Raw genomic sequence first — 25,056 nt, 5'->3', positions numbered from 1 at the left:
AGCTATGGAACGGGATTTCAATCGAGAATTTATTAAAGTCAATCAAATTTTAGGTAAGCAGGCGAGTATTGGTCCGATTCCGGCGGATCAACTGGGTCCCTGGGTTGCCATTGTTGTTCTTTGCTATGTCATCACAAATGGGTTCTTTAGTTTGGGTCTTGGTTGGTTTTTTGGAACCTCGTTCTGGTTGATTGTAAGCTGGTGGATTTTGACTGGAAATCAACCCCATCAATTTCTCGATCGCTGGCGGAATCCACCAGGAACTGAATGGTGTAACGGCAACAATATCTATATTTCGCCTATCCCAGAACAACGACACGCTTGGATTCGCAAACGTTATGGTGATGCAAAGGTCAATATTCGATTGAAACCAGTGCAGGTGCCAAATCAGTATGGAGGCAAAAGCATATTTATGCCATTCCAAAACGAACTTAATATCTGCTGTATTGCAGAAATCAAAAAAGACGATCGTGAAGTTGCAGCGCTGTTGCTGGAGAAGGGCAAATCTCAGTACCAGCTTATATTTGGATTTCACATTGCTGGGCTACACGATGTGTTGTACGACAGTGAGGTGGCTGCGTTTGCTCATGCAATTGAAGAAGGAATGAAAGAGTTACCAGTTGGGGAACGAATTACCTTTTGCACAGGCTGTTATGGCGATGATGACGAACGGCAGAGTGAGTTGTCTACTCTGGCAGATGATTGTCAATTAAAACCTGTGTCAGTACTAACTCGCAATGAGCAATTGCGGGTGCAACAACTTGCTCAGGGAGGAACCCGACAAACATGGCAACAACTTGCATTTTGCACCTGGACTAGTGACGACGAAGCCGGGACGCAGCACAAAGATTTGGTTGGGGGGTTAATTGAGAGATTAAGAAAAACAGGCTCCTGGGTCGTAGAGCAAATTACGGGAAATAAACGAATTTATCAAGAAGCATTTTTCAAAAAGCTTTTACTACAAGGATTTCAGCAGGGATTTATTCAATGGGAACTGTTACTGAATACAAAAGTAGGACTGGAGGTAACTCCCTGTAATGCAACGGATCTATGGCAGTGGCTCTGGAACCGATTTAATCAAGGTGTTGCTCCTCCGATTCCGCAGGTCATTTCCCTGAAGGAGACGGAAACAGGACTCGAATTAACTGAAGCCGTGACGACAGACAAACATCTGTGTACCTTGCTAATTGAGGGAACGCAGGGGCGTTCTGCCTGCCCAGAACATCGAGGTGATCATGACCGGGTTTACCTGACTGGAAAAGATAAAGTCTGTGGAGTGATGACCATGACTGATCCACCAATGGGCTGGACAAGTACCAGAGAACAGCTGAAGTGGGTCTGGAAAATTCTCTCTTCCAGCTATATACATGATACTGAAGCCTGGATTGAGATCAGTCGCAGCAATGACTTTTTTATTCAGGACAATCTTGCACGGCAAGCAAAGCAATCTAAGGCAGCTCGCACCGTTGCGATCACGAAGGGACAGGGGCGAGATGTAGGCGCTGAAATTAAGCAGGAAGAGTCCTTTGAAGCACAGCGTCGTATTTATGAGGGCACTAAAGCGTTACACTGTGCGCCCGTATTCCTGGTTTATCGTAATAGCGCCGAGGAATTAACTCACGCTTGCAATTTACTGGCAAACAGCTTTGAGACAGCGAAAGTGATTCGAGAGCGTCATATCGCCTGGGAAATCTGGCTGCAAGCGTTACCCATTACCTGTAAGCGCCTGTTGCATGGCAGCAACTTGAATGAGCGCCGATTGACTCTCGATACGCATACGGTGGCAGGCATAATGCCCCTAACGATGCCGAAGGACATCGATTACAGAGGTGTGGAGTTTCTAACCGGACGCGGGGGTAAACCTGTTTACATTGATTTATTCCATCAGCAGATTGGACGTGCGTTGATTACGGGAACATCAGGTTCTGGCAAAAGTGTATTGGGCTGGCGGTTTGCCCTAGAAGCATTGGCAAACAATATTCCAGTTGTGGGAATGGATATTTCTTCTAGCGGGAATAGCACGTTCAAAACTGCGATCGAACTATTGGGCGATCAGGGTGCGTATTACGATATTTCCAGCGGCAGCAGTAATCTGCTAGAACCTCCTGATTTGCGACGCTTTGATAAGTTGGAGCGCGATCGCCGGATGGAATCTTGGAAGGATTTTATTCGCCGAGCATTAAGCGCGATCGCAATGGGGAAAATCCATAATCCTCATTTAGCACAACGGGTAGATGCCTTGCTAATCAGAGCATTGGATGTATTTCTGCGTGACCCAGAAATCATCACTCGTTACAACCGAGCCTTTGAAATGGGTTGGCGATCGCCTGAATGGCAGCAGATCCCAACTCTACCTGATTTCATCAAGTTCTGTACCCGTGAACGCTTGAACCTCCGGTCATTTGAAGACTTAGATCGCCATGCACTCAATCAGATTCAGAGCCAGGTGGGCGCGTTATTGGCTTCACGACTAGGGAAAGCGATCGCGCGTCCCAGTACCTTTTCACCTGAACCTGCGATCAAATTCTTTGCGCTCAGTGGTTTGACCAACGAACAGGATGCTTACCTGATGGCAATCAATGCTAATGCTGCCTGTATCCGTAATGCGCTTTCTCATCCACGCAGTTTGTTCATTGGAGATGAGCTTTCGGTATTGCTTCGCAGAGATGGGTTTGCTCAAATCGTTGGAGAAACCTGTGCGACAGGACGGAAAGACGGTATTGCAGTTCTGTTGCTTTCTCAAGATCCAGACACTATTTGTGAATGTTCAGCAGGCTCGCAAATTATGCAGAACATTAATTACCGAATTACCGGACGCATTACCAGCAGCGGTATCAACTCCTTTCAACGGTATCTTGGCTATCCTGCCAACATCATTAGCCAGAATGCCACAGAATCATTTCTACCCCGTAGCAGTGATCTCTATTCATGCTGGCTGTTGGAACTGGGTGGTCGATTCTGGAGGACTCGGTTCTATCCTGGTGAATTGATGCTTGCCAGTGTTGCCAACAATCAGGATGAACGCGAAGCGCGAGACCGGGTTATGGCGCACTATCCATTCACATCCAAAGGGCGGCTGCTGGGGTTGAAAGCGTTTGCAGACGAATATATTCCAGCGTTACGGGAAGGCAAAGGATTCAGCCATATTGGGCAGGGTTTATCAGCAGCACCATCAAGGCAGTTGCAGCAACACGAAGACCATCCTAATGACATGGTTGAACATCATCAACGCTCACTCATTGCACGTTAAGGAGACATATTTATGCAACTTAAGTGGATATTAATTCGATTCATCACTCCATTCCTGGTCTTAGGTATTGGGGCTGTTAGTAATCCTGCACTTGCACGCACCCAAGACACAGGCAGTGATCCAGTTGAAGCGGCAATTCAAGACCAAGTGAATGGCAGCAATGTTTATGTTTCCAGTACGGAGAACCAGATTAATGATTTCCTGGGAGATGTTCAGAACTTTGTGCAGAATGATGTGCTGAGTCCTGTAAATAATTTAATTCAATCGACGCTGGGTGCAGTTCAGATTCCAGATCTGTCTCAACTTTGGAGCCAAATTATGCGAGGTTCAGCCAGCCGTGCTCCGGGGGCTGTTTTGTCCGAAACGCTAGAGAACAAAACCAATGGTCGCAGTTCCTATGGCATTCGAGAGGATCTGAGCAAATACGTCTCTAGAGCCACTGCTATAGGGGTAGCGGATCAATCTACCTTGAGCCAGGAAGCCCAAACCCAAATGACTCAAGTACGGCAGGCAACGCAGCAGAATACACAGGAAAGTGTGCGTTTAGGTGAAGAGTCTCAGGGGTTGGACGTGACTCAACGAATCATGCAAAACCTTTCTCAACAGACCGCCCTCAACAGTCAAGTTAATGAGCGGGTGTTGCAGGAGGCACAACAAGCGCGGGTTGATCGAGCGATCGGCAATACGTTATCAGCTCAAACAGCAAGTGAACTTTCTGCCATTACCACTGCCGATCGCCGCAGAACGATTTCCGCAGGCAATACAGCTAGCCAGCAAGGAGGATTGTTGATGATGCCAGGAGGAGTAACCCTCGGCTCTGATCAGTAGTTCAGTTTGAAACTGCGGCACTCCCTATGACGGTTTGATTTGATGGTTAATGCTCATGATGACCCTGATTGCTCAATCCTTTCCAACGACAGGTGGAGAATCTGACGCGCTGGATATTATCACCAGTTCACTGGAGTTGTCCCGTGCAACAGTTGAGTCTTGGAACACGGTCTGGTTGGTGACGCTAGACCCGCTTGCATCTGGACTCTGGATCGGGTTAATTCAGTTGGGTATTACCTTGGGAGCTGCCAGCATCTTGTTCATTGCAATGACTACAGGAAAGGAGATTATCGAGAAGCAGTCTTGGTCAGAGCTAGCCTCGATTTTCATCTGGCCCCTAGTGATTATGATTTTTTTAGGTGCGAATGGCAATATTCTAGCGGGCACGATCAAGTTTATCCGGGGTTTTTCCTATGCTCAAGTACAAAATGTATTGCAGCTTCAGGTCGGTGAACTGACCTTTCGGGATGCGATTTCCAATGTGACGATCACTGGGATAGCTAAACAACAGCTTGAAAGCCTCTACAGCGAATGCCAGGGTAAAGTTGGCACTGAACTGGTGGAGTGCTGGAACTCAAAGCAAGAGCAGGCACAAGCGATCGTGACTGAAGCCGAACGACAAGCGCGATCGCCCCTTGAGCCGTTACGTGCGTTTGGTGAGGCGTTATGGAATGCATCATTACCCGGTCAAATTAGTACAGCAGTGCGATTAACAACCGACCCTGGTAGTGTGTTTCGAGACACTGCTATTCCGATCATCCGATTCATTCTCTATGCCCTGCAATGGGGATTCGTCAATATTCTGGAAGCGGCACTACTGTTGACTGCATTATTTGCACCGATCGCCATTGGACTCTCACTCCTCCCTCTGCAAGGTCGTCCGATCTGGGCATGGCTTACCGGATTTATCACGTTGTTTGGAATTCAACTGGGTTACAACATTGTGGTCGGATTAACCGCCGTGGTGTTGGTTAAGTCGGGAGCAGAATTGGTGTCGGATGTAGCGTTTCTCTTTTTCCTCAGTATCTTTGCACCAGGGCTAGCAGTCCTAGTAGCGGGTGGTGGAGGCTTTGCACTTTATAACGGCATTTCATCCAACGTAAAAAGCCTGATTGATATTTTCAGTAATGCGATCGGCACAGTCACGAGTATCGCGTTGATACGACGAGGGTAGTTATGCAGATTAAACGGCTTCAAGCTCCACTTCTACCTGAGGCAAAGAATTTGCTGGCAGTGTGTTTCATCTGCCTGACTGCCTTTAACAGCTTGATTTTTGTTTTGACATTATTTACTGCTTTTCGAGTGAACCGAATTGCCGAAAGGAAGACAACCTTTGCTCAATTGGTGAATGGTGAAACGATTTATGTCTCAGAGCAGGAGCGGAACTGGCGCTACCCATCAGTAATCCAAAAAGTTGTGAGTGATTGGACGACGCTGACCTTTAATTGGGATGACAAACTCCCTGGCACGGATGAATCTGATCAGGGAATTCGCGTTGGCAATAACAAACGTATTCCGACGAATACCTGGTTTGCTTCTCTCCTCATGGAATCAGAGTTTGCAAAAGCGTCTCTACCCAAGATTGCTGAATTAGTTCCGCCTGCATTTTTTTCAGGGCAGATTCGTAGTACGACGATTATTTCCTACGTGTCAGAACCGCGAGAAATTCGACCCGGAGAATGGGAGGTGGATCTGGTAGCAACGCGAGTGCTGATCGACCGAACCACAGGTAGAGATGAGCGAATCCCCTTCAATCGCACATTTACCTTGCAAGCAGTGGAGGTGCCGCGATCGCCCCTTGGAGCTGACGCACCGTTGGTAGAACGCAAAATTTACGAGATGCGAGCTGCGGGATTGCAAATTACTCGAATCGTTGAATTTAACCCCCAGCAACAGCGGTAGTGCAGCGAGGATGATCATGACGAATGCGAATCAAAAATTTGAATCCCCTGAGTTTGATGGCGTGTCTGAGGCACATTCAAACCCTGCTCAGCATCTAAACGGGAATGGTAAACCCTCTACAACTCCCATTCTTAGTGAATTGCAGGAGGATGACGACCTGACCCCAGAAGAGGAACAGCAGCTAGCAGGGTTTAACCCCGCAACCCCGCAGCTAATTTCAGAGGAATATCGACTGAAGCAAGATCAGGAGGGAGCGGTAGAGCGTCCGTTGGCAGAACGTGCCAGTATTCGGCTAGGGTCTGTGGTGGCTGTGGTTGGGACAGTGATGGGAACTGGAGCGGTCTTGTGGTTTGGTTTTCTACAGCCGCGCCCACCAACTCGACAGGTTACGCAGTCACCTTCCCCAATACCCACAACGCCTCCAACGTTTGATGAGACAGCTGAGCTGAAAAGTCGTTTAGCATTTCAGGATCAGCAGCAACAACTCCAGCCTGAAGCCGTTGCTCAGCCTGAATCCTCTCCTCCACCAAGACCTGCTGCTTCGAGACCACCAGTTCCAGCACCTACTCCGGCGGCGGTGTCTCCTCCTGTAACAGTCTCTCGACCAGAGCCAGTAGTTGTGCGATCGCCTGTCGCAACACCCGAAAGGATTCAACCTGTTGAGAGAATTGATCCGTTCCAACGATGGGCACAACTGGCAAATGTTGGACAACTGCGAGTCAGTTCTGGTGCAGTGGAGCCTTCGAGGTCGGCTTCCAGTAATCTGCCCGATGCTCCGTCTAATCCAGTTTCACCAGCGGATCAACAGAATCCTGTTATTCCTGTAGTCTCGATCGGAACAGACTCATCCACAATGGCGACGGGTTTTGCGTTGGTTCCTAACTCCTCTAGGGCAGCTTCACCTACGGAATTACGATCTACGTCTAGTGCTGACCTAACTCCCGGTATGATTGGCATCCTGAACCGTACTCCGGTGAGTCAACTTGATCAGCGCACCGGCGGCTTAAGCGAAGTCGCACTCGGAACATCCACCAGGGCTAAGGTTATCCTGCCAATGATTTGGGATGAAGGCGGCGACAGTTCGACTGGTAGGACAGCGTCTCCCCCAGAAAATCGCTTCGCTGTGGAGTTAACTGAGGATATGAAAGCGACCAATGGAAGTGTGGCACTCCCGGCAGGTACAATTTTGGTTGTTCGCACCCATTCTGTAGGACGGGGCAATAATTTAGTGTCAGCGAGTGCGATCGCCATTGTGTATCGCGATCGTGCTGGTCAGATCCGCCAACAAACCTTACCTCCCGATAGCCTTCAGATTCGGGGACAAGACAATCAACCGCTGGTTGCCCAAAGGCTTAATGATGTGGGACCCGATATTGCCCGACAAGATCTGTTGATTGGGCTGCTCAGTAGTTTAGGTCGCGTTGGAGGCATCATCAATCAACCCCGCACTCAATCCAGTACGGTCTCCTCTGGAGGGGGCTTTAACCAGAGTGTGATTACGACCAGTGCTGAGCCTCAAATCTGGGCGGCTGTCTTAGAAGGGTTTTTTAATCCCATTGTTGAACGCATGTCTCAGCGATCCGACCAGAATATGCAAGAACTCCTGCAACGACCGAACGTGCAGTTTGTTTCTGAGGGAACCGAAGTTTCTGTGGTGGTCAATAGTTTTTTGAGGGTAAACCGATGAAACGATTTCCTGTTTTGACTTCTGTCAGTACATCGTTGCTAATTGTCTTAGCATCGCCTGTGTTACCCGCGCAGGCGCAAACTTCAGCCTATCAGGTCGTCGATCGCAACAGAGCGACCACCAGTGCTGTACAAGTTCAGGTGGCTCCCGGACGGGCAACTTCGATCAGTTTTAGCCAGACGGATGAGACGATCGCCTATATCCTGCTGGCAGATGCCTCGCGGGTGGTCTACAGCACTGATACTGAGCTAGAGACTGGGCGGGCAAAAACTATTTTCTTGAGGGTAATTGAACCTCTCCGCTTTCCGGGAGCGACCACTACGCCTGTAACCAACCTGATGGTACAAACGGTAGATGCTAGAGGACAGAATCGGCTCTACACGTTTGATATTGTTCACAGCAGCAATCCACGTTATGTCGGTGTTCAGATTTTGCCTGCGATCGCCCGCTCGCAACCAGCTTCTGTTGTTAGCAACCTCAACCTAACGCCCGACAACATTCAAACTGGGTTGAATATTGCTATCATGCGAGGCTACACAGCGATCGATGATCCTGTTGTTGCCAAAGTTCGACAGCTTCTAGAACTGATGTGGACTGAAAACATGACAGTTTCAGAGGCAGCCTATTCAGTTGGGATTCCATTAGCGGTGCTTGAAGAGTTAGAGCGGCTTTCCCAGACAAGACAGCTTTCTAGCTTTTTGTAAGTCTATGGTAAAAATTTGTAGTGCTCACAAAGCTTCTTCAATTTGCTTATTAGTTGATCTTGCACGCTTGCTGGAGATACAACTATACATTCTTCCCCATAACGTAGGATCTCCCGAATAAACCAGAAGGTATTTGATACACGCCTAGCCACGTAGCGAGCATCGCCTTTCACTTCATTGGTTATGTCATCTGGCTTGGGCTCATAAGCTTTTACTAACCTTCCCAATAGTTGTAATTGCACTTCAACATATTCAAGCTGATCTTGCCAATCTCCACTTGCAGGTAAGACATTGATAATTCTATCTAAGCGGAAGCAACGGTTATGGATGAGTTCAGGTAGATTCAAGCTACTCTCTGTTTCTTCGCACCAAGCCTCTAGATAGAATCGCTTCTCCCAAAAGCGAATTTCGCCATAGCGAACGGTGAATTCCATCTGTTTATTTTGGGAATCTTCATAGAACAGGTAAAAAGGCTGTTTAGCTTTAATTTGCTGATCAATGACCCTACGCCATGATTCAGTAGGATGACTAACTTGTTCCAGCAGAGCTTGGCGTAAAGGTGTCTCTAGGTTGCCATGTTTTAGTAGGAAAAGGGCTAAAGTTTGCGCATCGGCAATACGACCAGAGTCAACCAAGAGTTTTATAGCTTGTCTGATGGCTGTATTTTGATTTAAATCGAGTGTAAGTACACTTCCAATCTCAAGTTGACGTTGAGCAATCGCCACGACTAGCCCAGAAATACTAGGGTGATCGCCCCACATAATGCCTAAGCCAGCAGCTATTGCCTCCAGCTGTTCTTTAGTTCCAGGCGGGATAGAAAGTGTGATTGTCTCTTTTTTGCGAGCCATCTAGTTTTACACTTGCACTTTACAAAAATAATGTTATGATACGTGTAGATAGCGTTCTTGGGCAGAACGGTCTTGTATCAATTTGATTCTATCACTCTGTTAGTAAGGGGTTAGCGGGATATTTCTGGGAAAGCTATATCTATAATGTGTCAGTGAAAAATCCAAAATTTACAGGTTTGCAGAGGCATTTGCGCAAGGATGACCTTTTTCTTTGGCTTTAACTACTCAAGTCAGAGAGTCCAGAAACCGCAATCAACAATAAGTTCTATCCTGATTAACTCAAATTCAACTTCTAGCGAGTCAGTTAATGCACAAAGTTATTTTCTACCCAGTACAAAATGGCGACACAAGCCAGATTATTCTAGACAACGGTAAACGCATACTTTTTGACTTTCGTCACCTAAAATGTGGTGAGGATGAAGATGAACCAGCTATTGATCTCAAAACTCAACTAAAAGAAGAACTCTTAAAAGCAAAGCGTGACTACTTCGATGTTCTGGCTCTTACCCACGGAGATCTAGATCACATCTTGCATAGCACTGAATTTTTTGAGTTGAAACACGCTAATAAATACCAGGGCAACGGACGAGTTAAAGTTAATGAGCTGTGGGTTCCAGCTGCGATGTTGCTGGAATCATCTACTATTGATCAGCGGAGTGCAGAATTTGTCATTTGGCGGCGAGAAGCGCAGCATCGTCTCCGTGAAGGCAAAGGTATCCGTGTCTTCTCCAAGCCAGAAATGCTCAAAACTTGGCTTGAGAAGAATGGGTTGACCCTTGAATCACGGCGACACTTGATTACTGATGCTGGGCAAGTCGTTCCAAGCTTTTCTCTTACAAGCGATGGCGTTGAGTTTTTCTGTCATTCGCCATTTGTGAAGCATGTTGACGATGGTGACGACTTACGGAATGATGCGTCTCTAATCTTCCAAGTTCGCTTTGAAGTTATGGGCGTTCAAACCAACTATTTTGCTGTGGGCGATTCAACCTGTGATGTTCTTGAGGATATTGTACGTATTACGAAATGGCATGGCAACGAAGATCGATTGAAATGGAATTTGTATAACAATCCTCACCATTGCAGCCATCATGCACTCAATCCTGACAAAGGTGATAAAGAAACAGTTCCCTTACCCTTAGTGAAAGAACTTCTCCTGCATGGTCAACCAGGAGCATACATAGTGAGTTCAAGCAAGCCGATCCCTGATACTAAGGAAGCCTATCAACAGAAGCAACCACCCCATATTCAAGCTAGAAATTGCTATGAACGATATTTAAGACAGGTTAGTGGACGAAGATTTGTTGTCACTATGGAGGAGCCGAACGAACGAAAGCCACAGCCTTTGGAGTTTGATATCACCAGCGCAGGAGTCAGTTTGAATATGACTGGAAACTCTGGAGTTAACATTATTGTCTCTTCTCCAGCACCAAGGGCAGGTTAGATGGTAGATATACATACCAATTTTGGTGAGGTGATTTCTGAACTCACCGAAGATGCTTTAACCATACCAATCTCGCGTCGAGTTTTTAGAGCTTGTTCTACTCATAAATTTTTTGAACTTATCGAGCTAAGATGTTTTATTCACGACGGACAACGCACTGCGGAAATGCTCGTTGTTGATTGCACTAATGATGGTGTTCCTACCAGAAATGAAATTGGTATTCTCTATCAAGAGCGTATTGGATTAATCTTCAGTACTGAAGAAACTAAAATACCTGAGGTACGAGCGTTGCGAAAAGATTTCCCCGTGACCTTACACCAGAATCTTGTTAGAAGGGATGAACCTGCGTCATTATGCCTTTATTTTGAACCGTGGGAAGTAGTGCAACGTTCTTGGACTCCTCAAAGCCATCTTAATCGCGTATTATGGTGGCTTTCTGAAACCGCTAAAGGTACTCTACATCGTGAAGATCAACCAGTTGAGCCGTTCTATTTTCGCAGTCCCTTCGAGATTGTCCTGCCTCCAGATTTTGATGAAAAAATTCGGCATCCTGATTTTTTGCTAACGCTTAAACGAGTAGAAGATAGAGTATTTTTAGGATGCTTTTTTCAGGCTTCCAAGAAAAGAAATGTTCAGCTAGAGCTAACCTGTCTCGTTATTGCTCTTCAACCAGTAACTCACGGTTCTATTGAACCTTTTCCACATGATCTAGGAACACTTGACAAACAATTTGCAGCACGAGGCGCAACTCTGTTCAATTTACTTTGCACTGAGATCAAGCGTAGTGTGAACGGAGAGGGAATTCCCAAGACATCTGATAGTAAAACGCTTCTCATTCTTCAGATACCTGTTCAACGAAATGACAATAGTGTTGTAGAGCGAAATGAGTATAAAGCCTTTTGTTTCAATATCAATCTTGGGCAGTTAGGTGAAGCCTGTGGTGTGTTAACAGATGGCGCAGATGGTAGCTACTATGATATCCCTTCATTTGGCGCAGATTTAAGTTCCAATGATGCTTGGCGCTCTATTGAAATTGAACCGATCGAGATTATATCCTCTCTAACTCATGAAACCGCACGACGGGCTTCGGGTATCACTACTGACACTGCTGAATTTTTTGGCGTTCTTGCAGGTGTTGGAGCACTTGGTAGTAGTCTTGCCGACGTTTGGTATCGAGAGGCGTGGGGCACTTGGACGTTTGTTGATATCGATTACATCAAGCCACATAATTTAGCCCGACACACAGCTAAACACTTTCAAATTGGTCAGTTTAAAGCAAATGCAGCCAAACAAATAGTAGAGGAAAATTATTGTGATGGCTATGCAAAAGCTTCTGCTATTGTCGATAGTGTAACTAATTGGTCAAATGTGGACTTGAAGACTGCCGTTGAGAGTGCAGACTTAGTAGTTGATGCAACAACTACGCTTGTAGTACCACGCGATTTAGCGATCGCTGACCTTAAGCGATCAGCATCTATTTTTCTAACTCCCTCCGGACACGGCTCTGTTTTACTTCTCGAAGATTCCGATCGCAACGTGCGATTAGACGGACTGGAGGCACAATATTACGGAGCTATTTTGAATAATGCCTGGGGTGAGCAGCATTTGCGTGGACATCAAGGGCATCTTTGGGTTGGTGCAGGATGTCGTGATGTATCAAGTGTGATATCAGTTGAGCTTCTTCAGGTTCACGCTGCAACCCTTGCACGGCAAGTCAGGCTCAGATGTGAACACCCCGATGCTGTAATCTCGGTATGGCACGTTGAAGAGCAATCTGGAACCATTAGCGCTAACACAGTACCTGTGGCTGCGAACCTAACTGTTGCTGCTAATGGTTGGACCATCGTATGGAACACTCACTTGCAGGATAAGGCTAGGCAAATTCGTTCCACTAATCTCCCAAATGAGACGGGTGGGGTCCTGCTTGGCTACATCGATCAGAAATTACAGACAATCTTCGTGGTCGATATTCTCTCTGCTCCTTTAGACAGCGCAGCAGATTCAAGTGGGTTTACACGTGGCACTCAAGGTCTTGAGGAGCAGATCCAAATAGCGCAATCATGGACGGCTAATATTGTGTCTTACATTGGTGAATGGCATTCTCATCCATCGGGAATCTCAACTAAACCGAGTGAACATGACATTAGGCTTTTAAGCTATCTTGCTGAGATTCTTAATCGTGATGGGCTGCCAGGTGTAATGCTCATTGTCGGTGAAAATCAGGAAACATGGTCGATACAAGAAATACAGGAGTAAACATATGGTTATAGATTTTATTGAAAAGAACTTTGACGACTACAACCGCAAAGCGAGACTAGCGCCTGCCTTGCTTGTTAGTTTACCGATCGCATTAATTGTTATTGCGTTTTTTCCAGATAATGTTTGGTCATGGGGAGGAGTAGTCAGCTTACTTGCTTGGTTTGGGATACTCAAACTTTTGGCACAACTCGCACGTGATATGGGCAAAGCTAAAGAAAAAGAGTTATATAATTCCTGGGATGGTAAACCTACAACGTATTTCCTACGACACCGCACTACACCAAACAAAGTAAACTTAGCTCATCAACATATTAAATTACATGAATTAACAGGGCAGTCTATGCCAAATGAAAGCGAAGAACTGGCTAATCCGGATTTGGCAGATCAGATATACGATACTTGTACTCAGTTTTTGCTTGCTAAGACACGTGATCATAATAAATTTTTCCTGATTTATGAAGAAAATTGCAATTATGGCTTCCGACGAAACTTACTAGGAATGAAGCCTCTCGGGATCGTCACTTCATCTATAGGTGTGATTTTTATTGGGGTGCAATGTACTTCAAAAATTGGATTATTTAATATGTTTGCTAATTGGCGAATTGATAGTTTGACTCAGACAGGGATGAATTTGCAATTCTCTAGTTGTCCTCCACTATCACTTGTCTGCTTATTGGTGAGTTTTTTTCTGCTTATCACATGGTTGATTTGGATCAATTCGGGTTGGGTCAAAGGAGCAGCTGATGCATACGCGATCAGACTACTCGAATCTTGTGAAAATTTACCCTAATTCTTCCTAAAACTCAAACAAATAATAATTCCAGTGATTCGCTTCGGCTTTCACAATCGATAGTCTAACGAGGGAGCACCTGATGTTACATTGTTCCCGTTAATAATCCAGAGGTTCTCGGTGTCATAAAAATTGCCCTGTTGATCCAAGGAGTATCCTCCCATTAATAAACCGAGCCATATCTCCACTATCGACATCTTTAACATCTGCTGCAAATCAGATAAGCGAATATTTGCGTGAAGACGCTGAAGTTGTTGGGCGATTGTTCTCGACCATTCCTCCACATTTTCTCCATGTGCCAACTCCCGAATCTGCTCTGCCACTTGAGCTTCATCCAAGGGTTGCTCCGCTACCATCTGATCAATCCAATTTAACAACGTCTCCTTATCTACTTCCCCAACGATTGAGTCATCTACTTGAGTGGATGACTTCTTTTTACGGTTTGTCGGGTACTGCACTGGCTCTGGTTCTTCAAATAAATCGGTGACATCCAGCGATAGCGATTGGACAAAGAGCTCGACACACTCCTCCAGATTCACCACCGGCTCAGTTGGGTTATGCCGCCGCTCCCAGCGAGAAATTAGGAGGTCTGCTCGTGCAGCATGAACCTCTGAGAGTTGCACCAACACATCTCCTGCAACTGCCAACTGTTCGGCTAAAGACTGGTCAGAGAGAGTTTGCTCTAGCGCATCACAGAGCGATCGCAAATCTGCTGTTTCTGGAAACCGAGCTGCTGTCTCCAAAGATTGCCACAGGTCAAGCTCTAACTGCTGCACTTCCATCACAGTTTGACCTCCGGATAGAGTGGACAAGGTCGAATTGGGCAATTGTGGGGATGCAATTCCACCGACGATCGGAAGCGTTCTACTTTGATGCCACTGTGCTGAGAAAAGACATCTAAAATCCGAACTAACAGTGTTTTGACTTGCAGTTCGGTCAATCCCAGGCAGTGAACTGGTTCAATTTTCGCAACCCGATCGCTGCCTATCCAGAGTTCTGCACCCAGAGCATGGAGGGGTGCATCTTTCGTGATGCGGTACCAATGAACGACCGCAGCGGGAACAGCAGGAGCCAACACTTCTAGGGTTGCAACCCGTTCAAATAGGGAAGTTCCAGATTCTGCTAACCCAGATTCGGCTGGCTGTTCCCGTCGTCGCTGTTTACGGACATGGTTCCGTACTCCCCGGTGGCGATAGTAGGAACGGCGATTATGGCAATACTTCGGATTCCAGCAGCCGTCCCCGTCCGGTCCATGACGCTGTTGGGCTTCCTGGGAATCGAGCTTGGAGCAAAGCCGACATTTTTCCTGGTCGGGACGTGCCATCACGCACCTCGAATCGGAGCCAATAACTCATCCACCCACAGCTGATCAGCCTCCGATAGCTTGGACGGTGGTATAGGCTGACGATAGTCGATGCGTTCGTTATACCCTGCCCGATCGCACACGCCCTGCACAATTGTCTGTAATTCTACCAACGGTTCCTCATCTTCAGGTTTTAGCGGCAGCGGCACACTGGGAATGGGTTCACGCAAGTCAAAGTCATACAGGTCAGCTTGAGGACGTTGCGAACTACGACTGACAATGAGGCGATAGTCACTCGGCTGTACCTCTCCTATTATCGTCATTGGGATGCCAGCCCGGATCAGATCGATTTCAACCAGATTGGAGAGACTGCCCAAAATTCGCCTGCGCTTATTTTCATAAGCCGTTCTGCCTTTTCCCTTCTGTTTGTTTTTAGGTGACAGCGCCTCAATCGCCGTAATGACCGTATCTGTGCCGACTTCGCGAACTTCTAGATAACGCTCTTTAATACTGGTTGGCTGGGGCAAGAAAATGGAGCGGGGCCGTTTCTGAGTTAACGTTGCACCCGGTTCAACTCGCAACGGCTCCAATTGATCGATTGATCGAGCAGCTAAGACATCAGCCTCTGGAACACCCACAAGAATTTCTTCTGGCTCTTCTTGATCCTGGTAGGTGCGAGTCTCAACCTCAATGTAATAGTTGGGGTGCAGTTGGGGCGCTACTGTATCGGCGATCGCCACCATCAGTCGGGTATGAAACGACGACCAGAAGGCTGGATGTTCCAGGTAGGGATTCATGCCAGGGAAAGGCGACGGCATCCATGAAACTCCCGCAGTGCAAGGATTTTCGTTCAGTATACCTTACCTCATCTGAACCTAGTCGTAGTTTAGTCGTATAAAAGATATTGTTCAGATACTTTACTTGAAATACCCTAAACTGAAAGTGTGACTGTAAGGATAAGTTGAGCAGATTGCTCGCTTTTTGCTTACACGGGAAACTGCTCAGCTTATCCTTACAAACTTTGGCTCCATATATAGAGGATGGCAGCCCTAAAGCTGCCATATCTAGAGCGTGTCTAGAAAAAATGAACTCGAAGGAATGCTTGTCACTGTTGAGGGAAAAGGGTTGTAAGGTTCACAGGTTATGAAGTTTAACTTTTGCTTACTTTATGATTTCAAAATGTACCTTTGCTCACCTTATCGTTTCAAACGGTCTTAATTAGAGCTTATGGTTAATGGATGAATCAGGGTTTTAGGCTCCGGTTTGCTCACCTTATCGTTTCAAACCTGCTCAACTTATGCTTACAGTCACAGAAAGAGACAACTTGAGTTATGTGGTGATTACTCATGTTTTCAGGCTCAGATGGACTTCCTTCGATTCGCTTGGTGGCTTCCCAGGCTCCATTACCATCACGCTCAATAGAACCGACGGATTTGCGTTGGCTTCGAGTTGAGGAGTATTTCCAAGCCAGATCGCTGGCTGACAACACCCAGAAAGCTTATCGACGTGAATTGAAACGATTTCTCGCTTGGACTGATCGCGCATGGTCAGATCTCACACCTCGTCAAATTGCTCAATTTAAAACGTATTTACAGGGACAAAACTTATCTGCTAACTCGATTAATCGAGCACTGACGGCGTTGATGAGTTTCTTTGAATGGTTCCGCTCGGCTTACCCGGAGCAGATTGCCCATGATCCCACTACAGCGGTGGAGATGGAGCGAGTCCCTTTGCCGCCAGCAAGAGATTTATCAGAAATTGAAGTTGCGGCGCTGTACTTGGCATTGGAAGAAAGGGGAGAGACGGAGGTGCGAGATCGCGCGTTATTCGCAGTGCTCAGTCATGGTTTAAGAGCAGAAGAGGTCGTTAATTTGAATGTAGAAGACTACGATGGCGTTCGGTTGACGATTCGGGCAGCAAAAGATGACAGTACAGGTACGGTACCGCTTAGTCGTCAAGCACGGGAACAGGTAAACACCTACTTAGTGCAGCGCCGCTCTGAGGAAGGAGATTTATCGACTGATGCTCCTCTTTTTCTATCTTATGGGCGGAATCGAATCGGAAATCGGCTGGGCTATCAAGGGTTGTACTATGTCGTTAAATCGTTGGGAAAGATTGCAGCAGAACAGGCCCAATTGGCATTAGAGCGGCAACAGAAGATTGAATTGGAGGAAATAAAATTTGATCCGCAAGATAAATGGGTACAGTTTAGTCCAACGGAACTGAACCAAGTTCTAGCTTTGGTGAATGTGCATCCTCACCAGTTACGCCACACCTTTGCGACTGGCTTGCTTTTAAGGGGAATTGAAAGTCTCCATGCTCGGACATTGACTCGTCATAAATCAGAGGCAAGTTTTAAGCGATATGCCAAACGGGCGCTCAGTGCAGCGGCTGAACGGGCATTTTATCAATCCATTGGAGAAGAACCCCCGCAGAATAGCGAACTGAAATGAGGCAAATTACAAAAATGGGTGCTTAATTGAACTGGTCTTGATACATACTATTTATCAGGTCTATTTTGTCTGATCGATCCTGGAGCGGTTCTTTGGACAATAGTTTCATTTCAATGCCCCGATTTCTAGCGAATCTGCTGAATCTGCTTAAAGTTTTTGCTGTTATTTTTGATGATCCCCTTATAGCAGGGGTATTTCAGAAATGCTTTACAGTCTATTTTTTGAGATGAACCACAACGTTGTGGTTCAGAAATTAATGAACTCTAATAATTGGAAACAGCCTAATGAGTCGGATTATTGCCTTGTTTAATCAGGCTGGTGGAGTTGGCAAGACCTCTCTTGTCAATCAACTTGGATACATGACTGCTTGTTATAAACGACTAGACCTTGAGACAAAGAAACGAAGTAAGAAGAAGGGAGACTACTATCGAGTTCTTGTAGTAGACATGGACCCGCAGGCTTCTCTTACGATATTTATGGGTCTTGACCCTTACGAATTAGATAAAACGATCTATCACGCTATTTTGCAGGATGAGCCATTACCTATCCATAAGGGAATTTATGCTCAGACTCAGCGAGAAGATGGCACCCCCGGTGTTGATTTAATTCCGGCTAACCTGGGGCTTGCTTTAGCAGAGCGCGAGTTGATGTCAGCGGTGATGAGTGATTTCCGTTTGCGAGAAGCATTACTGCCTGTCAAGGATCATTACGATTTTATTTTGATCGACTGTCCTCCAAGTTTGGGTAATCTGGCTTATATTTCTTTGGTTGCAGCGACTCATGTGTTAGTGCCGATTCAGTCTCAATACAAAGCATTTAATGGAGTACAGCAACTCTTCGACACGATAAAACTGGTTAAGGCGCGTCCCAATCGAGATCTGGCAATCGCAGGTTTCGTTCCAACGATGTATGACCAGCGTAACTCCCATGATGAGCGAACATTATCAGCGATCCATGAACAGCTTTCTCCTGTTGCCGCAGTTTACCCACCAATCGCGCGATCTACGATTTTTGCAGATGCTTCAGAAGAACATCTGCCTTTAGCACTTTATGATAAAAAGCATCCTGCACTGAAGGCGATGAATCAGATTATCGAGGGGCTGGAACTTCTATGACACAATCTAAAGCTTCTAAAAAAGATAAGCCCTATGGGGGGAATATTGATTTAACTAGATTATTTGGTTCTACGAATCAGGAAGTGGAGCAGTCGGATTCTAGTGAGACAAAGAATTTTCTGCCGATCGCTCAGATTCACCGTAAGCCAGAGCAAGTCAGGCGCTATTTTGATCCTCAGAAAATGGAGCAGTTGACTGCTTCTGTACGAGAGTACGGCATTTTGGAGAACTTATTAGTTCGCTTGATGCCAGGAAAGCCTGGAGAGTACGAACTGGTTGCCGGGGAGCGACGTTACAGAGCGGCTCAGGGAGCAGGTTTAGCAGAAGTTCCAGCGACTATTCTTGAATTAACCGATCAGCAGGCACTTCAAATTACGCTAGTTGAGAACTTACAGCGAGAGGATTTGAACCCTGTTGAAGAGACAGAAGGGATTCTACAGTTGTTAGCGATCCGCCTGGAATTGTCTGTTCAGGAGGTTGTGTCTCTTCTATATCGAATGCAGAATGAATCAACCCGGAATTTGAACCACAACGTTGTGGTTCAGGAAGAAGAGATTGTTGAAGAGGTGTTCACTGCTTTGGGGAGAATAAGTTGGCAGTCCTTTGTAAAGCATCGATTACCCTTACGGAACCTGCCTAAAGAAGTGCTTGAAGCGCTTCAGCAAGGAAAAATTGAGTACACGAAAGCGCAAACCATTTCACGGATCAAGGATGAAGGGCAACGTCAGGGGTTACTTCAAGATGCGATCGCACAGAGTCTTTCAATCAGAGATATTCGCGATCGTATTAAGCAACTCTCCCAATTGCGGAACACTACTTCTCAGCCTTCTGACTACTTAAAGCGGTTCAATGCTGTAAGTCGCCAGCTGAAAAAAACGACTGCTTGGGAGGATCAGGAGAAACGCGATAGGCTGGAGACACTGCTCAAAGAGATGGAAGCTTTGATTCAATGAGGTTTTATACCTCGAATGACTGAAGCAGTTCATCAGAGGGCAGTTTTAGTAGCCCCTCCGTGTTGTGTTAATCTCGGACGACATTTGACTTTCACAACATTTTTTATAAAACTGTCTTCACTTGATTTACTAGACCAAATATAAGCTTCACCAGCACTGAGCTGGCTCATCTTTTCAGGAGTAAGGCTGTTAAGGGCTGTATTTGCTTTTTGAATGTGTTTCAACCATGAGGGCGAGTTGAACCGATGCAAAATGATTTGAGAAGATAATTCAATAAGGGACGTGGGGACAGACGGAGGATCTTGAGAAGCTACTAGAATGCTAGTTCCTTTGTGGCGCATTTCACGTACAACTTCGATAAGCCCTGTAACAAGGTCAGGGCTGTCTATATATTTATGTGCCTCATCAAAAACAACCAGCTTGTTGAATAAGGTATCTTGATAAGTCGCTTCTGAAAAAATTTGCAGCATGACAACAAATAAGCCTAGTGCCTCGTCCTTCTCAATAAACTCGTCCCGAAGATCCACGATGATCAAACGTCCAGGGCGAATAATATCTACAAGTTCCTGGCTGTCATCTATGTATTCACTGGCAAATTCTAAACGGGTTTTGGCCAAGTCTTTCAGGTGATCAGTTAATCCTGATTCCTCAACAGCGTTCCTCAGAGATTCGAGAGTTAAATTATCTCTGAGTTTTCTCATAGCCAAATTGATTTGACGTAGATACATACTTTGGCTACCTACAGCACCCATTAAGAATTTCCAATGTGCTGCCTTTAGCTCTGAAGCGGCGAAGGTAATTGGCAGAACTTCAGCAGTTGGGTATTCTGCTTTTCGTTCGTCTACTTTCGATCTAGGAACTAAAATAACCACGTCACTGAGTTGAGTTGGTTCTGCCTGATATCGCTCTTTCAAAGCTACCACCTGAGCGTGGACACTGTTAGGTTGCAGCATTGAAGTGAATTCAGGTTTATAGTCTTGGGTTGGGCTGTAGTGGAAAATAACTGTTGAAAGAGGTTTGGGTAAGACATTAATACCAGGTGCAGGTATACATGCCATTTCGACAATAGTTCCTAGGGTGTAGCTTTTTCCGGCTCCTTGAACTCCAAAAAGGCTAATGGTATGAGTTTGATTCAGATCCAAAGCGACTTTACGCCCTGCGACTTCCCCCAGGATGCCGTACTGTGGAGATTCTTCTTGAGTTCCTAAAATAATGTCATAGGGGAGTTCAGATGCGAGAGGTACTTTAAGTTGAATAGATGCTTGAGAAGCTGATAAGGCCCTGTCTTGGATAGGGGAGCTAGTTGGTTTTGTTGTAGATGCTTGAGGAGCCTGTAATTCTTCTGGTGTTTGTGGTTTTAGTGCTACTTCAGACTCATAAATCTCTTGGGCGGAGGATAGGGTTTTATCTACGTCTTTAGTTTCCGGGATAGATTGTAGTTGCTCAGTTCGTTGGGATTTCTTTGACTTAGTTTGTTCAAGAGATTCAGCAATAAGAGTACTCTTTGACTGGCTGTAAGATTCCCAAGTCACTGTGTGATCGCGTTTAGGACGAATAAATGCGGCTGAGTCTAATCGAGGAATGGAATCTTGTTCTGGTTGAGTCAAAGTTTCCAATTCTTCATTTAATGAGTGTGCTGCTTCGACAACTAATGCATTGATTACATCAATACCTACTCGATGGAACTCAATCCCAAATTCTTTTTCTGGCGGCTCTGTACCTGATTTTTCAAAATCGAAGATTAGGGCACTACGGGTAAAATGAAGCGTGTAACCTTCCTCTAAAGTCGTTAACAACACATCCGCATCCTCAGCTGCTGCTTGCTCAATCAGCCCGTAACGAATTCCTCTGTCTAAGTAAAACTTGAGTAGAGTTGCGAACTGTCTTGTAAGTAACGAGCGATCTGGACGATCAGGGGATTTCCATGCAGGATCAAAATATTCGCGTAGAACCTCTTCACTACGGTCAATCTGCTGAACAATCTTCTCCCTAAGCTGAGTGTATGCACTTAAAGTCCCCAATGTATGGCACTTGACTTCAACAAGGTTACAAGAAATGGTGCGAGAGGCGGCATCTAGTCCAAATAGTGCTAAATCAGTTCTCTGTAATGTCACTTCATTGCCGATTTCTTCTGCATATTTCTTAGCGGACTGGAACAATTCTGTATGGGCATCCAGAGGAAGAATGATCTGATTCGATAAAGCCTTTTGATATCTTAGGAACAGACGAGCTAGTGCCAACCCCAATACTTCTGATTGTTGTGACAAAGAAGAGAGCAGTTTTAGGGCTAACCGACTGGATAGAAGCCTTAGTTGTTCCAGCAGCAAAGTCGTCTGTGGTTTCTCGATTTGAAATCCGTAACGTTTTAGAACAGGGTAGAGCAACGCTTCAAGCTCAGATAAAGAGCGGGAGGTAATGACAATTTGATAACCATTTCCGGTTATTGCACTTGGAACATAATCAACGAGGTAATCTGGGCGATCGCTCTGTCCACCGTGATCGAAGAACTCAATTCCCAGATTGCGATCAACTGTAAATACCCAATCACTTACAGTATGAACATAATGAATCAGTTCTCGTTTGTTGATATCAAGACCTAGAGTAATTTGAGGGCGTTGCTCAAAGGCAGCAGATCCCAAAGCGATTGTCGAAACGGCACCAGATAAAAGAGCGGGTAATGTAGTGAGTAAATCAACCAAATGCTCATCTACTGAAGCTGAATGTGCCTTACCATGTCGAGGTTGCCTGATCCAGTAAGTTCCATTTTCATCATCATGATATTGAACAGTAAAGTCTTGAATGAGTCCATGCAGAGAAGCAACATCTACTGGATACAGAGCATTACCTGTTGACATCTCAGCCCCAGGAAACAGGTCTAGTAATAGGCTTAGATGGGCACGATAACTATCAGGATTGGCTCGGAATTGTTCAACAGTATGAATTGACAGACTGAGCTTGGGCAGTAAATGATTACCGCTTGAGGTTGAAAAAGCATCCGCCTCGTAGCTCACTGTGCCTGTAGGTGAAAGAAGTTGATCAAGTGCGTCACCGACACCTGGAGTTTCTGAATCTGGTGTAAATAGGCGGATGTCATAACGGAGTTGAGAAAATGCTTTTTGCTTCTGTAAAGTTACAAGTGCATTAGCTAAAACACTTGCCTGTCCTGGGTTAAAGACATTGATAGAAAGTATTCGGATATAGGGGTGCTGTGCCAAATAACGGATAATTCGTGATGCGAGCGCATCTCCTGTAGCTGTGGTTCCGCCAATTAAAGGTTCAGGTAAGTCGAGGGCCGCACATACCTCAGCTAATAACCCTCTAGGGTCTTCCGTTGTTGTAGGTGTGTATAATGACCAAAATGGATGAATGTTATCAACGGCTACAAACACTCTGCCGTCAGAGACAGGTAAGATAGCTGGAATGTTTGAGAGAGTTATGCTTTCCAGGAGAGTATCCCGGACTGGGGCAGTGTATTCTATTAATCCGTTTTTTGTCGCAAGCATCCAATCTTGAGCGGTTTGTGTCCATGTTGCTAACCAGAGAGATCGCAGTGGATGAGTTGGACCAACTAAAACCGCTTCCCGAACTTTGCCTCTAAAGTCTGTTGCGATGACATGAATTGTATCTAATAGCAATACAGTACGTAGAGCTGTGATTGCTTTTTGCTGATCAGTTCCTGTACTACGTTCAATTTTGCTCTTAAGGTCTAATAACAAGTCCTGATATGTAGCTGCATACTCAGCACAGATGTCTTTCAAGGAAAGAAAATCAACTGCCTGTGAAATTAACTCTTCACTAGAGTTGTAGACGGATTCAAAATACTGAGTTCTTGCTGCTAGAAAGCTTTCTACAGCTGTAAGCTTTGGTAAGTCTAAAACTTCTGGGGATGGGCTTTCGGCTTGCCGATTATTAATTTGCCAACGCCAACTTACAGGGCTTCTAGGAGACATCAGAATACGCTGTTCCAAATGCTTTAGATGCCGTGCAACTGGAATTTGAAAAGTTCCATTGCGACCAAATTTAACTTCTAAAACTTCATGACCCGTTTGGCGGGTACGGTTACTTTTGTCACTCCAAGCAACTGATTCGGGGCTAATTGCTTCGGGTTCACGACCGTCTAGGATCGCAGCGAATTGGAGTTTAAGCCTTGCGTATTCAAGGCTGTGTTCCTGGGGAAAAGTTCGTTTAGTTGGTTCCTCTTCAAACTCACCTTCAGGTAAGACATAGAAAGGTTCGCTTTCATTCGGGGCAAGGCGATCGCTCGAAGCGTCAGTTCGAGGATCAACTAGAGGAATAGGATCATTATCTTCTGTCCAGGCAAGGATACGAACGAAGTGCCACCCTTCTTCCCAATCCTGTTTATTCAGCTTGTCTAATGAAACGGTGCAGGTTGATTTTTTTGTACTCCACGCCTTTGGAGTTTTGACTACTCCTACTGGGATTCCCTCTTTCGTAAGGATTTGAACGGAGAAGTGATGTAGTCCTTGAACTTGGGCGGGGTGTGGATCACAAGTAAAGCTAACGTTAAACTTACGTCGGTCTTTAGGAATGAGAATTTGTTGACCGACCAACCCCTGTAACCGCTCGTTAGACTCGTTCTCAGAGACGACTGGTAGATCAGTGTTGTGAACTTCAACGAGTACCTTTTCAGTTCTGATTTCAGTTTCAAACTGCCACTTGTCAAACGACAGCCCCCAGTTTGTACGGTTAAGGACAACCTGACGAGTCCAGGTTTGGGGATTATCTAAACCTGTTTCGACAAGAAACTGAATTAATCGGCGTTTGAAAGCCTTATTACTTAAACCCAGTTCTATTACTCTGCCTCGAATTGAAAGGTCAGAGTAAGTCAGTTGATGAACGGCAACGTGGTTTCGATAAATTCGGTTCAGAGAAATGGTTGGATCATCGAAAAGCTTAAAATCAGGTACTAGACCTAATTCATATAAAGCAGCTCCCAAGGAAGCACCATCAATACCATTTTGAATAGCTGTAAGGAGATAGCGGACTTGAGCAACTTGATCTGCCCATACCCAGATGATCTCTGTTAAGTGCTTTAGAGTTAATTGAACGTGTCCCTGAAGGGTGGTGGGAAGCTGCTTTAGAAGAGTTTCTGTTAAATCTTTGTAGATATTACTAATTTGGATTTCCTCAAAGGTTGTTACCCCAAAGGAATCTTCTGCGCTGGTGCGTAAATTTGGCGGCAAAAATATGAGTAGTGGGGAACGGAGGGTGCTGTCAGGTAAAGGATTGCGTAACTCTACTAACTTTGTGGCGGAGATGAATAGAGCAGCGCGATCGCCCTCGTGTGGCTCTTCTGACAAGATAAATACTTGGGCATCTAAAACAGATTCCTGTAGACTCTCGCAAAGTAGGAGCATCAGATCCCAATCTAAATCCGCCACTCGCATACAGTGTCCTGGAGCGCGAGAGGTCAGAATTTGCTGAAGTTGGGGAAGCAACCACTCTTGGAGTGCTTGAGTTAATTCTGCTGGCTGTAATTCATGAAAATCGTTACTCATGATT

General features: G+C 45.6%; 17 protein-coding genes. 12 read left to right on the top strand and 5 right to left on the bottom strand.

Annotation, left to right across the window (positions count from 1 at the left end):
- Positions 1-4 precede the first annotated feature (4 nt).
- From ACR6Z4_RS14525 to ACR6Z4_RS14500, 6 genes are read left to right on the top strand one after another with little or no spacing between them, the layout of a single operon-like run.
- Positions 5-3,250 (top strand): hypothetical protein, encoded by a 3,246-nt coding sequence (locus tag ACR6Z4_RS14525; RefSeq protein ID WP_479718009.1) that lies wholly within the window; start codon positions 5-7, stop codon positions 3,248-3,250.
- Between the two features lie 12 nt (positions 3,251-3,262).
- Positions 3,263-4,078 carry a hypothetical protein gene (locus tag ACR6Z4_RS14520; protein ID WP_479718008.1) on the top strand — a complete coding sequence of 272 codons (816 nt, stop codon included), beginning with the start codon at positions 3,263-3,265 and terminating at the stop codon, positions 4,076-4,078.
- Between the two features lie 55 nt (positions 4,079-4,133).
- Positions 4,134-5,252 carry a hypothetical protein gene (locus ACR6Z4_RS14515; protein ID WP_479718007.1) on the top strand — a complete coding sequence of 373 codons (1,119 nt, stop codon included), beginning with the start codon at positions 4,134-4,136 and terminating at the stop codon, positions 5,250-5,252.
- Between the two features lie 2 nt (positions 5,253-5,254).
- Positions 5,255-5,980: a hypothetical protein gene (locus tag ACR6Z4_RS14510; protein ID WP_479718006.1), complete on the top strand. Its 726-nt coding sequence runs from the start codon at positions 5,255-5,257 to the stop codon at positions 5,978-5,980.
- 16 nt (positions 5,981-5,996) lie between these two features.
- Entirely contained in the window at positions 5,997-7,667 is a 1,671-nt protein-coding gene (locus ACR6Z4_RS14505) for a hypothetical protein (protein ID WP_479718005.1), read from the top strand.
- Entirely contained in the window at positions 7,664-8,371 is a 708-nt protein-coding gene (locus ACR6Z4_RS14500; protein WP_479718004.1) for a hypothetical protein, read from the top strand. Before ACR6Z4_RS14505 ends, ACR6Z4_RS14500 begins: the two co-directional genes overlap by 4 nt.
- Positions 8,372-8,373: 2 nt before the next feature.
- Here the strand turns inward: ACR6Z4_RS14500 and ACR6Z4_RS14495 are convergent, their stop codons facing one another.
- The gene (locus ACR6Z4_RS14495; protein WP_479718003.1) at positions 8,374-9,219 is read right to left on the bottom strand and encodes a helix-turn-helix transcriptional regulator; all 846 of its coding nucleotides are present in this window, start codon (positions 9,217-9,219) and stop codon (positions 8,374-8,376) included.
- Positions 9,220-9,526: 307 nt separating this feature from the next.
- On the opposite strand from ACR6Z4_RS14495, the gene ACR6Z4_RS14490 reads away from it, so the two are divergent.
- From ACR6Z4_RS14490 to ACR6Z4_RS14480, 3 genes are read left to right on the top strand one after another with little or no spacing between them, the layout of a single operon-like run.
- Positions 9,527-10,660 carry a hypothetical protein gene (locus tag ACR6Z4_RS14490; RefSeq protein WP_479718002.1) on the top strand — a complete coding sequence of 378 codons (1,134 nt, stop codon included), beginning with the start codon at positions 9,527-9,529 and terminating at the stop codon, positions 10,658-10,660.
- Positions 10,661-12,916, top strand: a complete 2,256-nt coding sequence (locus tag ACR6Z4_RS14485) for a Mov34/MPN/PAD-1 family protein (protein WP_479718001.1) — start codon at positions 10,661-10,663, stop codon at positions 12,914-12,916.
- 4 nt (positions 12,917-12,920) lie between these two features.
- Positions 12,921-13,709: a hypothetical protein gene (locus tag ACR6Z4_RS14480; RefSeq protein WP_479718000.1), complete on the top strand. Its 789-nt coding sequence runs from the start codon at positions 12,921-12,923 to the stop codon at positions 13,707-13,709.
- Between the two features lie 50 nt (positions 13,710-13,759).
- On the opposite strand, the gene ACR6Z4_RS14475 is transcribed toward ACR6Z4_RS14480, so the two are convergent.
- Genes ACR6Z4_RS14475 through ACR6Z4_RS14465 form a run of 3 tightly spaced genes read right to left on the bottom strand, consistent with a single transcriptional unit; the run spans position 13,760 to position 15,830 of the window.
- Positions 13,760-14,521 carry a hypothetical protein gene (locus ACR6Z4_RS14475; RefSeq protein ID WP_479717999.1) on the bottom strand — a complete coding sequence of 254 codons (762 nt, stop codon included), beginning with the start codon at positions 14,519-14,521 and terminating at the stop codon, positions 13,760-13,762.
- Positions 14,491-15,033 carry a hypothetical protein gene (locus tag ACR6Z4_RS14470; RefSeq protein WP_479717998.1) on the bottom strand — a complete coding sequence of 181 codons (543 nt, stop codon included), beginning with the start codon at positions 15,031-15,033 and terminating at the stop codon, positions 14,491-14,493. Before ACR6Z4_RS14470 ends, ACR6Z4_RS14475 begins: the two co-directional genes overlap by 31 nt.
- Positions 15,033-15,830, bottom strand: a complete 798-nt coding sequence (locus ACR6Z4_RS14465) for a DUF4058 family protein (RefSeq protein WP_479717997.1) — start codon at positions 15,828-15,830, stop codon at positions 15,033-15,035. The genes ACR6Z4_RS14470 and ACR6Z4_RS14465 overlap by 1 nt, the downstream gene beginning before the upstream one ends.
- A 528-nt stretch (positions 15,831-16,358) precedes the next feature.
- Between ACR6Z4_RS14465 and ACR6Z4_RS14460 the strand changes: the two genes are divergently transcribed.
- The 3 genes from ACR6Z4_RS14460 to ACR6Z4_RS14450 all read left to right on the top strand — a co-directional run bounded on the left by ACR6Z4_RS14460 (position 16,359) and on the right by ACR6Z4_RS14450 (position 19,533).
- Positions 16,359-17,465: a tyrosine-type recombinase/integrase gene (locus ACR6Z4_RS14460; RefSeq protein WP_479717996.1), complete on the top strand. Its 1,107-nt coding sequence runs from the start codon at positions 16,359-16,361 to the stop codon at positions 17,463-17,465.
- 284 nt (positions 17,466-17,749) lie between these two features.
- A complete protein-coding gene (locus tag ACR6Z4_RS14455) occupies positions 17,750-18,580 on the top strand; it encodes a ParA family protein (RefSeq protein WP_479717995.1) in 831 nt (276 codons plus the stop codon).
- Positions 18,577-19,533, top strand: coding sequence for a ParB/RepB/Spo0J family partition protein (locus ACR6Z4_RS14450; protein ID WP_479717994.1), 957 nt, complete (start codon positions 18,577-18,579; stop codon positions 19,531-19,533). The genes ACR6Z4_RS14455 and ACR6Z4_RS14450 overlap by 4 nt, the downstream gene beginning before the upstream one ends.
- A 32-nt stretch (positions 19,534-19,565) precedes the next feature.
- On the opposite strand, the gene mads8 is transcribed toward ACR6Z4_RS14450, so the two are convergent.
- Entirely contained in the window at positions 19,566-25,052 is a 5,487-nt protein-coding gene (gene mads8 / locus ACR6Z4_RS14445) for a methylation-associated defense system ATP-binding protein MAD8 (RefSeq protein ID WP_479717993.1), read from the bottom strand.
- Positions 25,053-25,056: the final 4 nt, after the last annotated feature.

The organism is Calyptranema fuscum S582, assembly GCF_055793305.1.
This window is presented reverse-complemented; position numbering and strand designations above follow the sequence as displayed.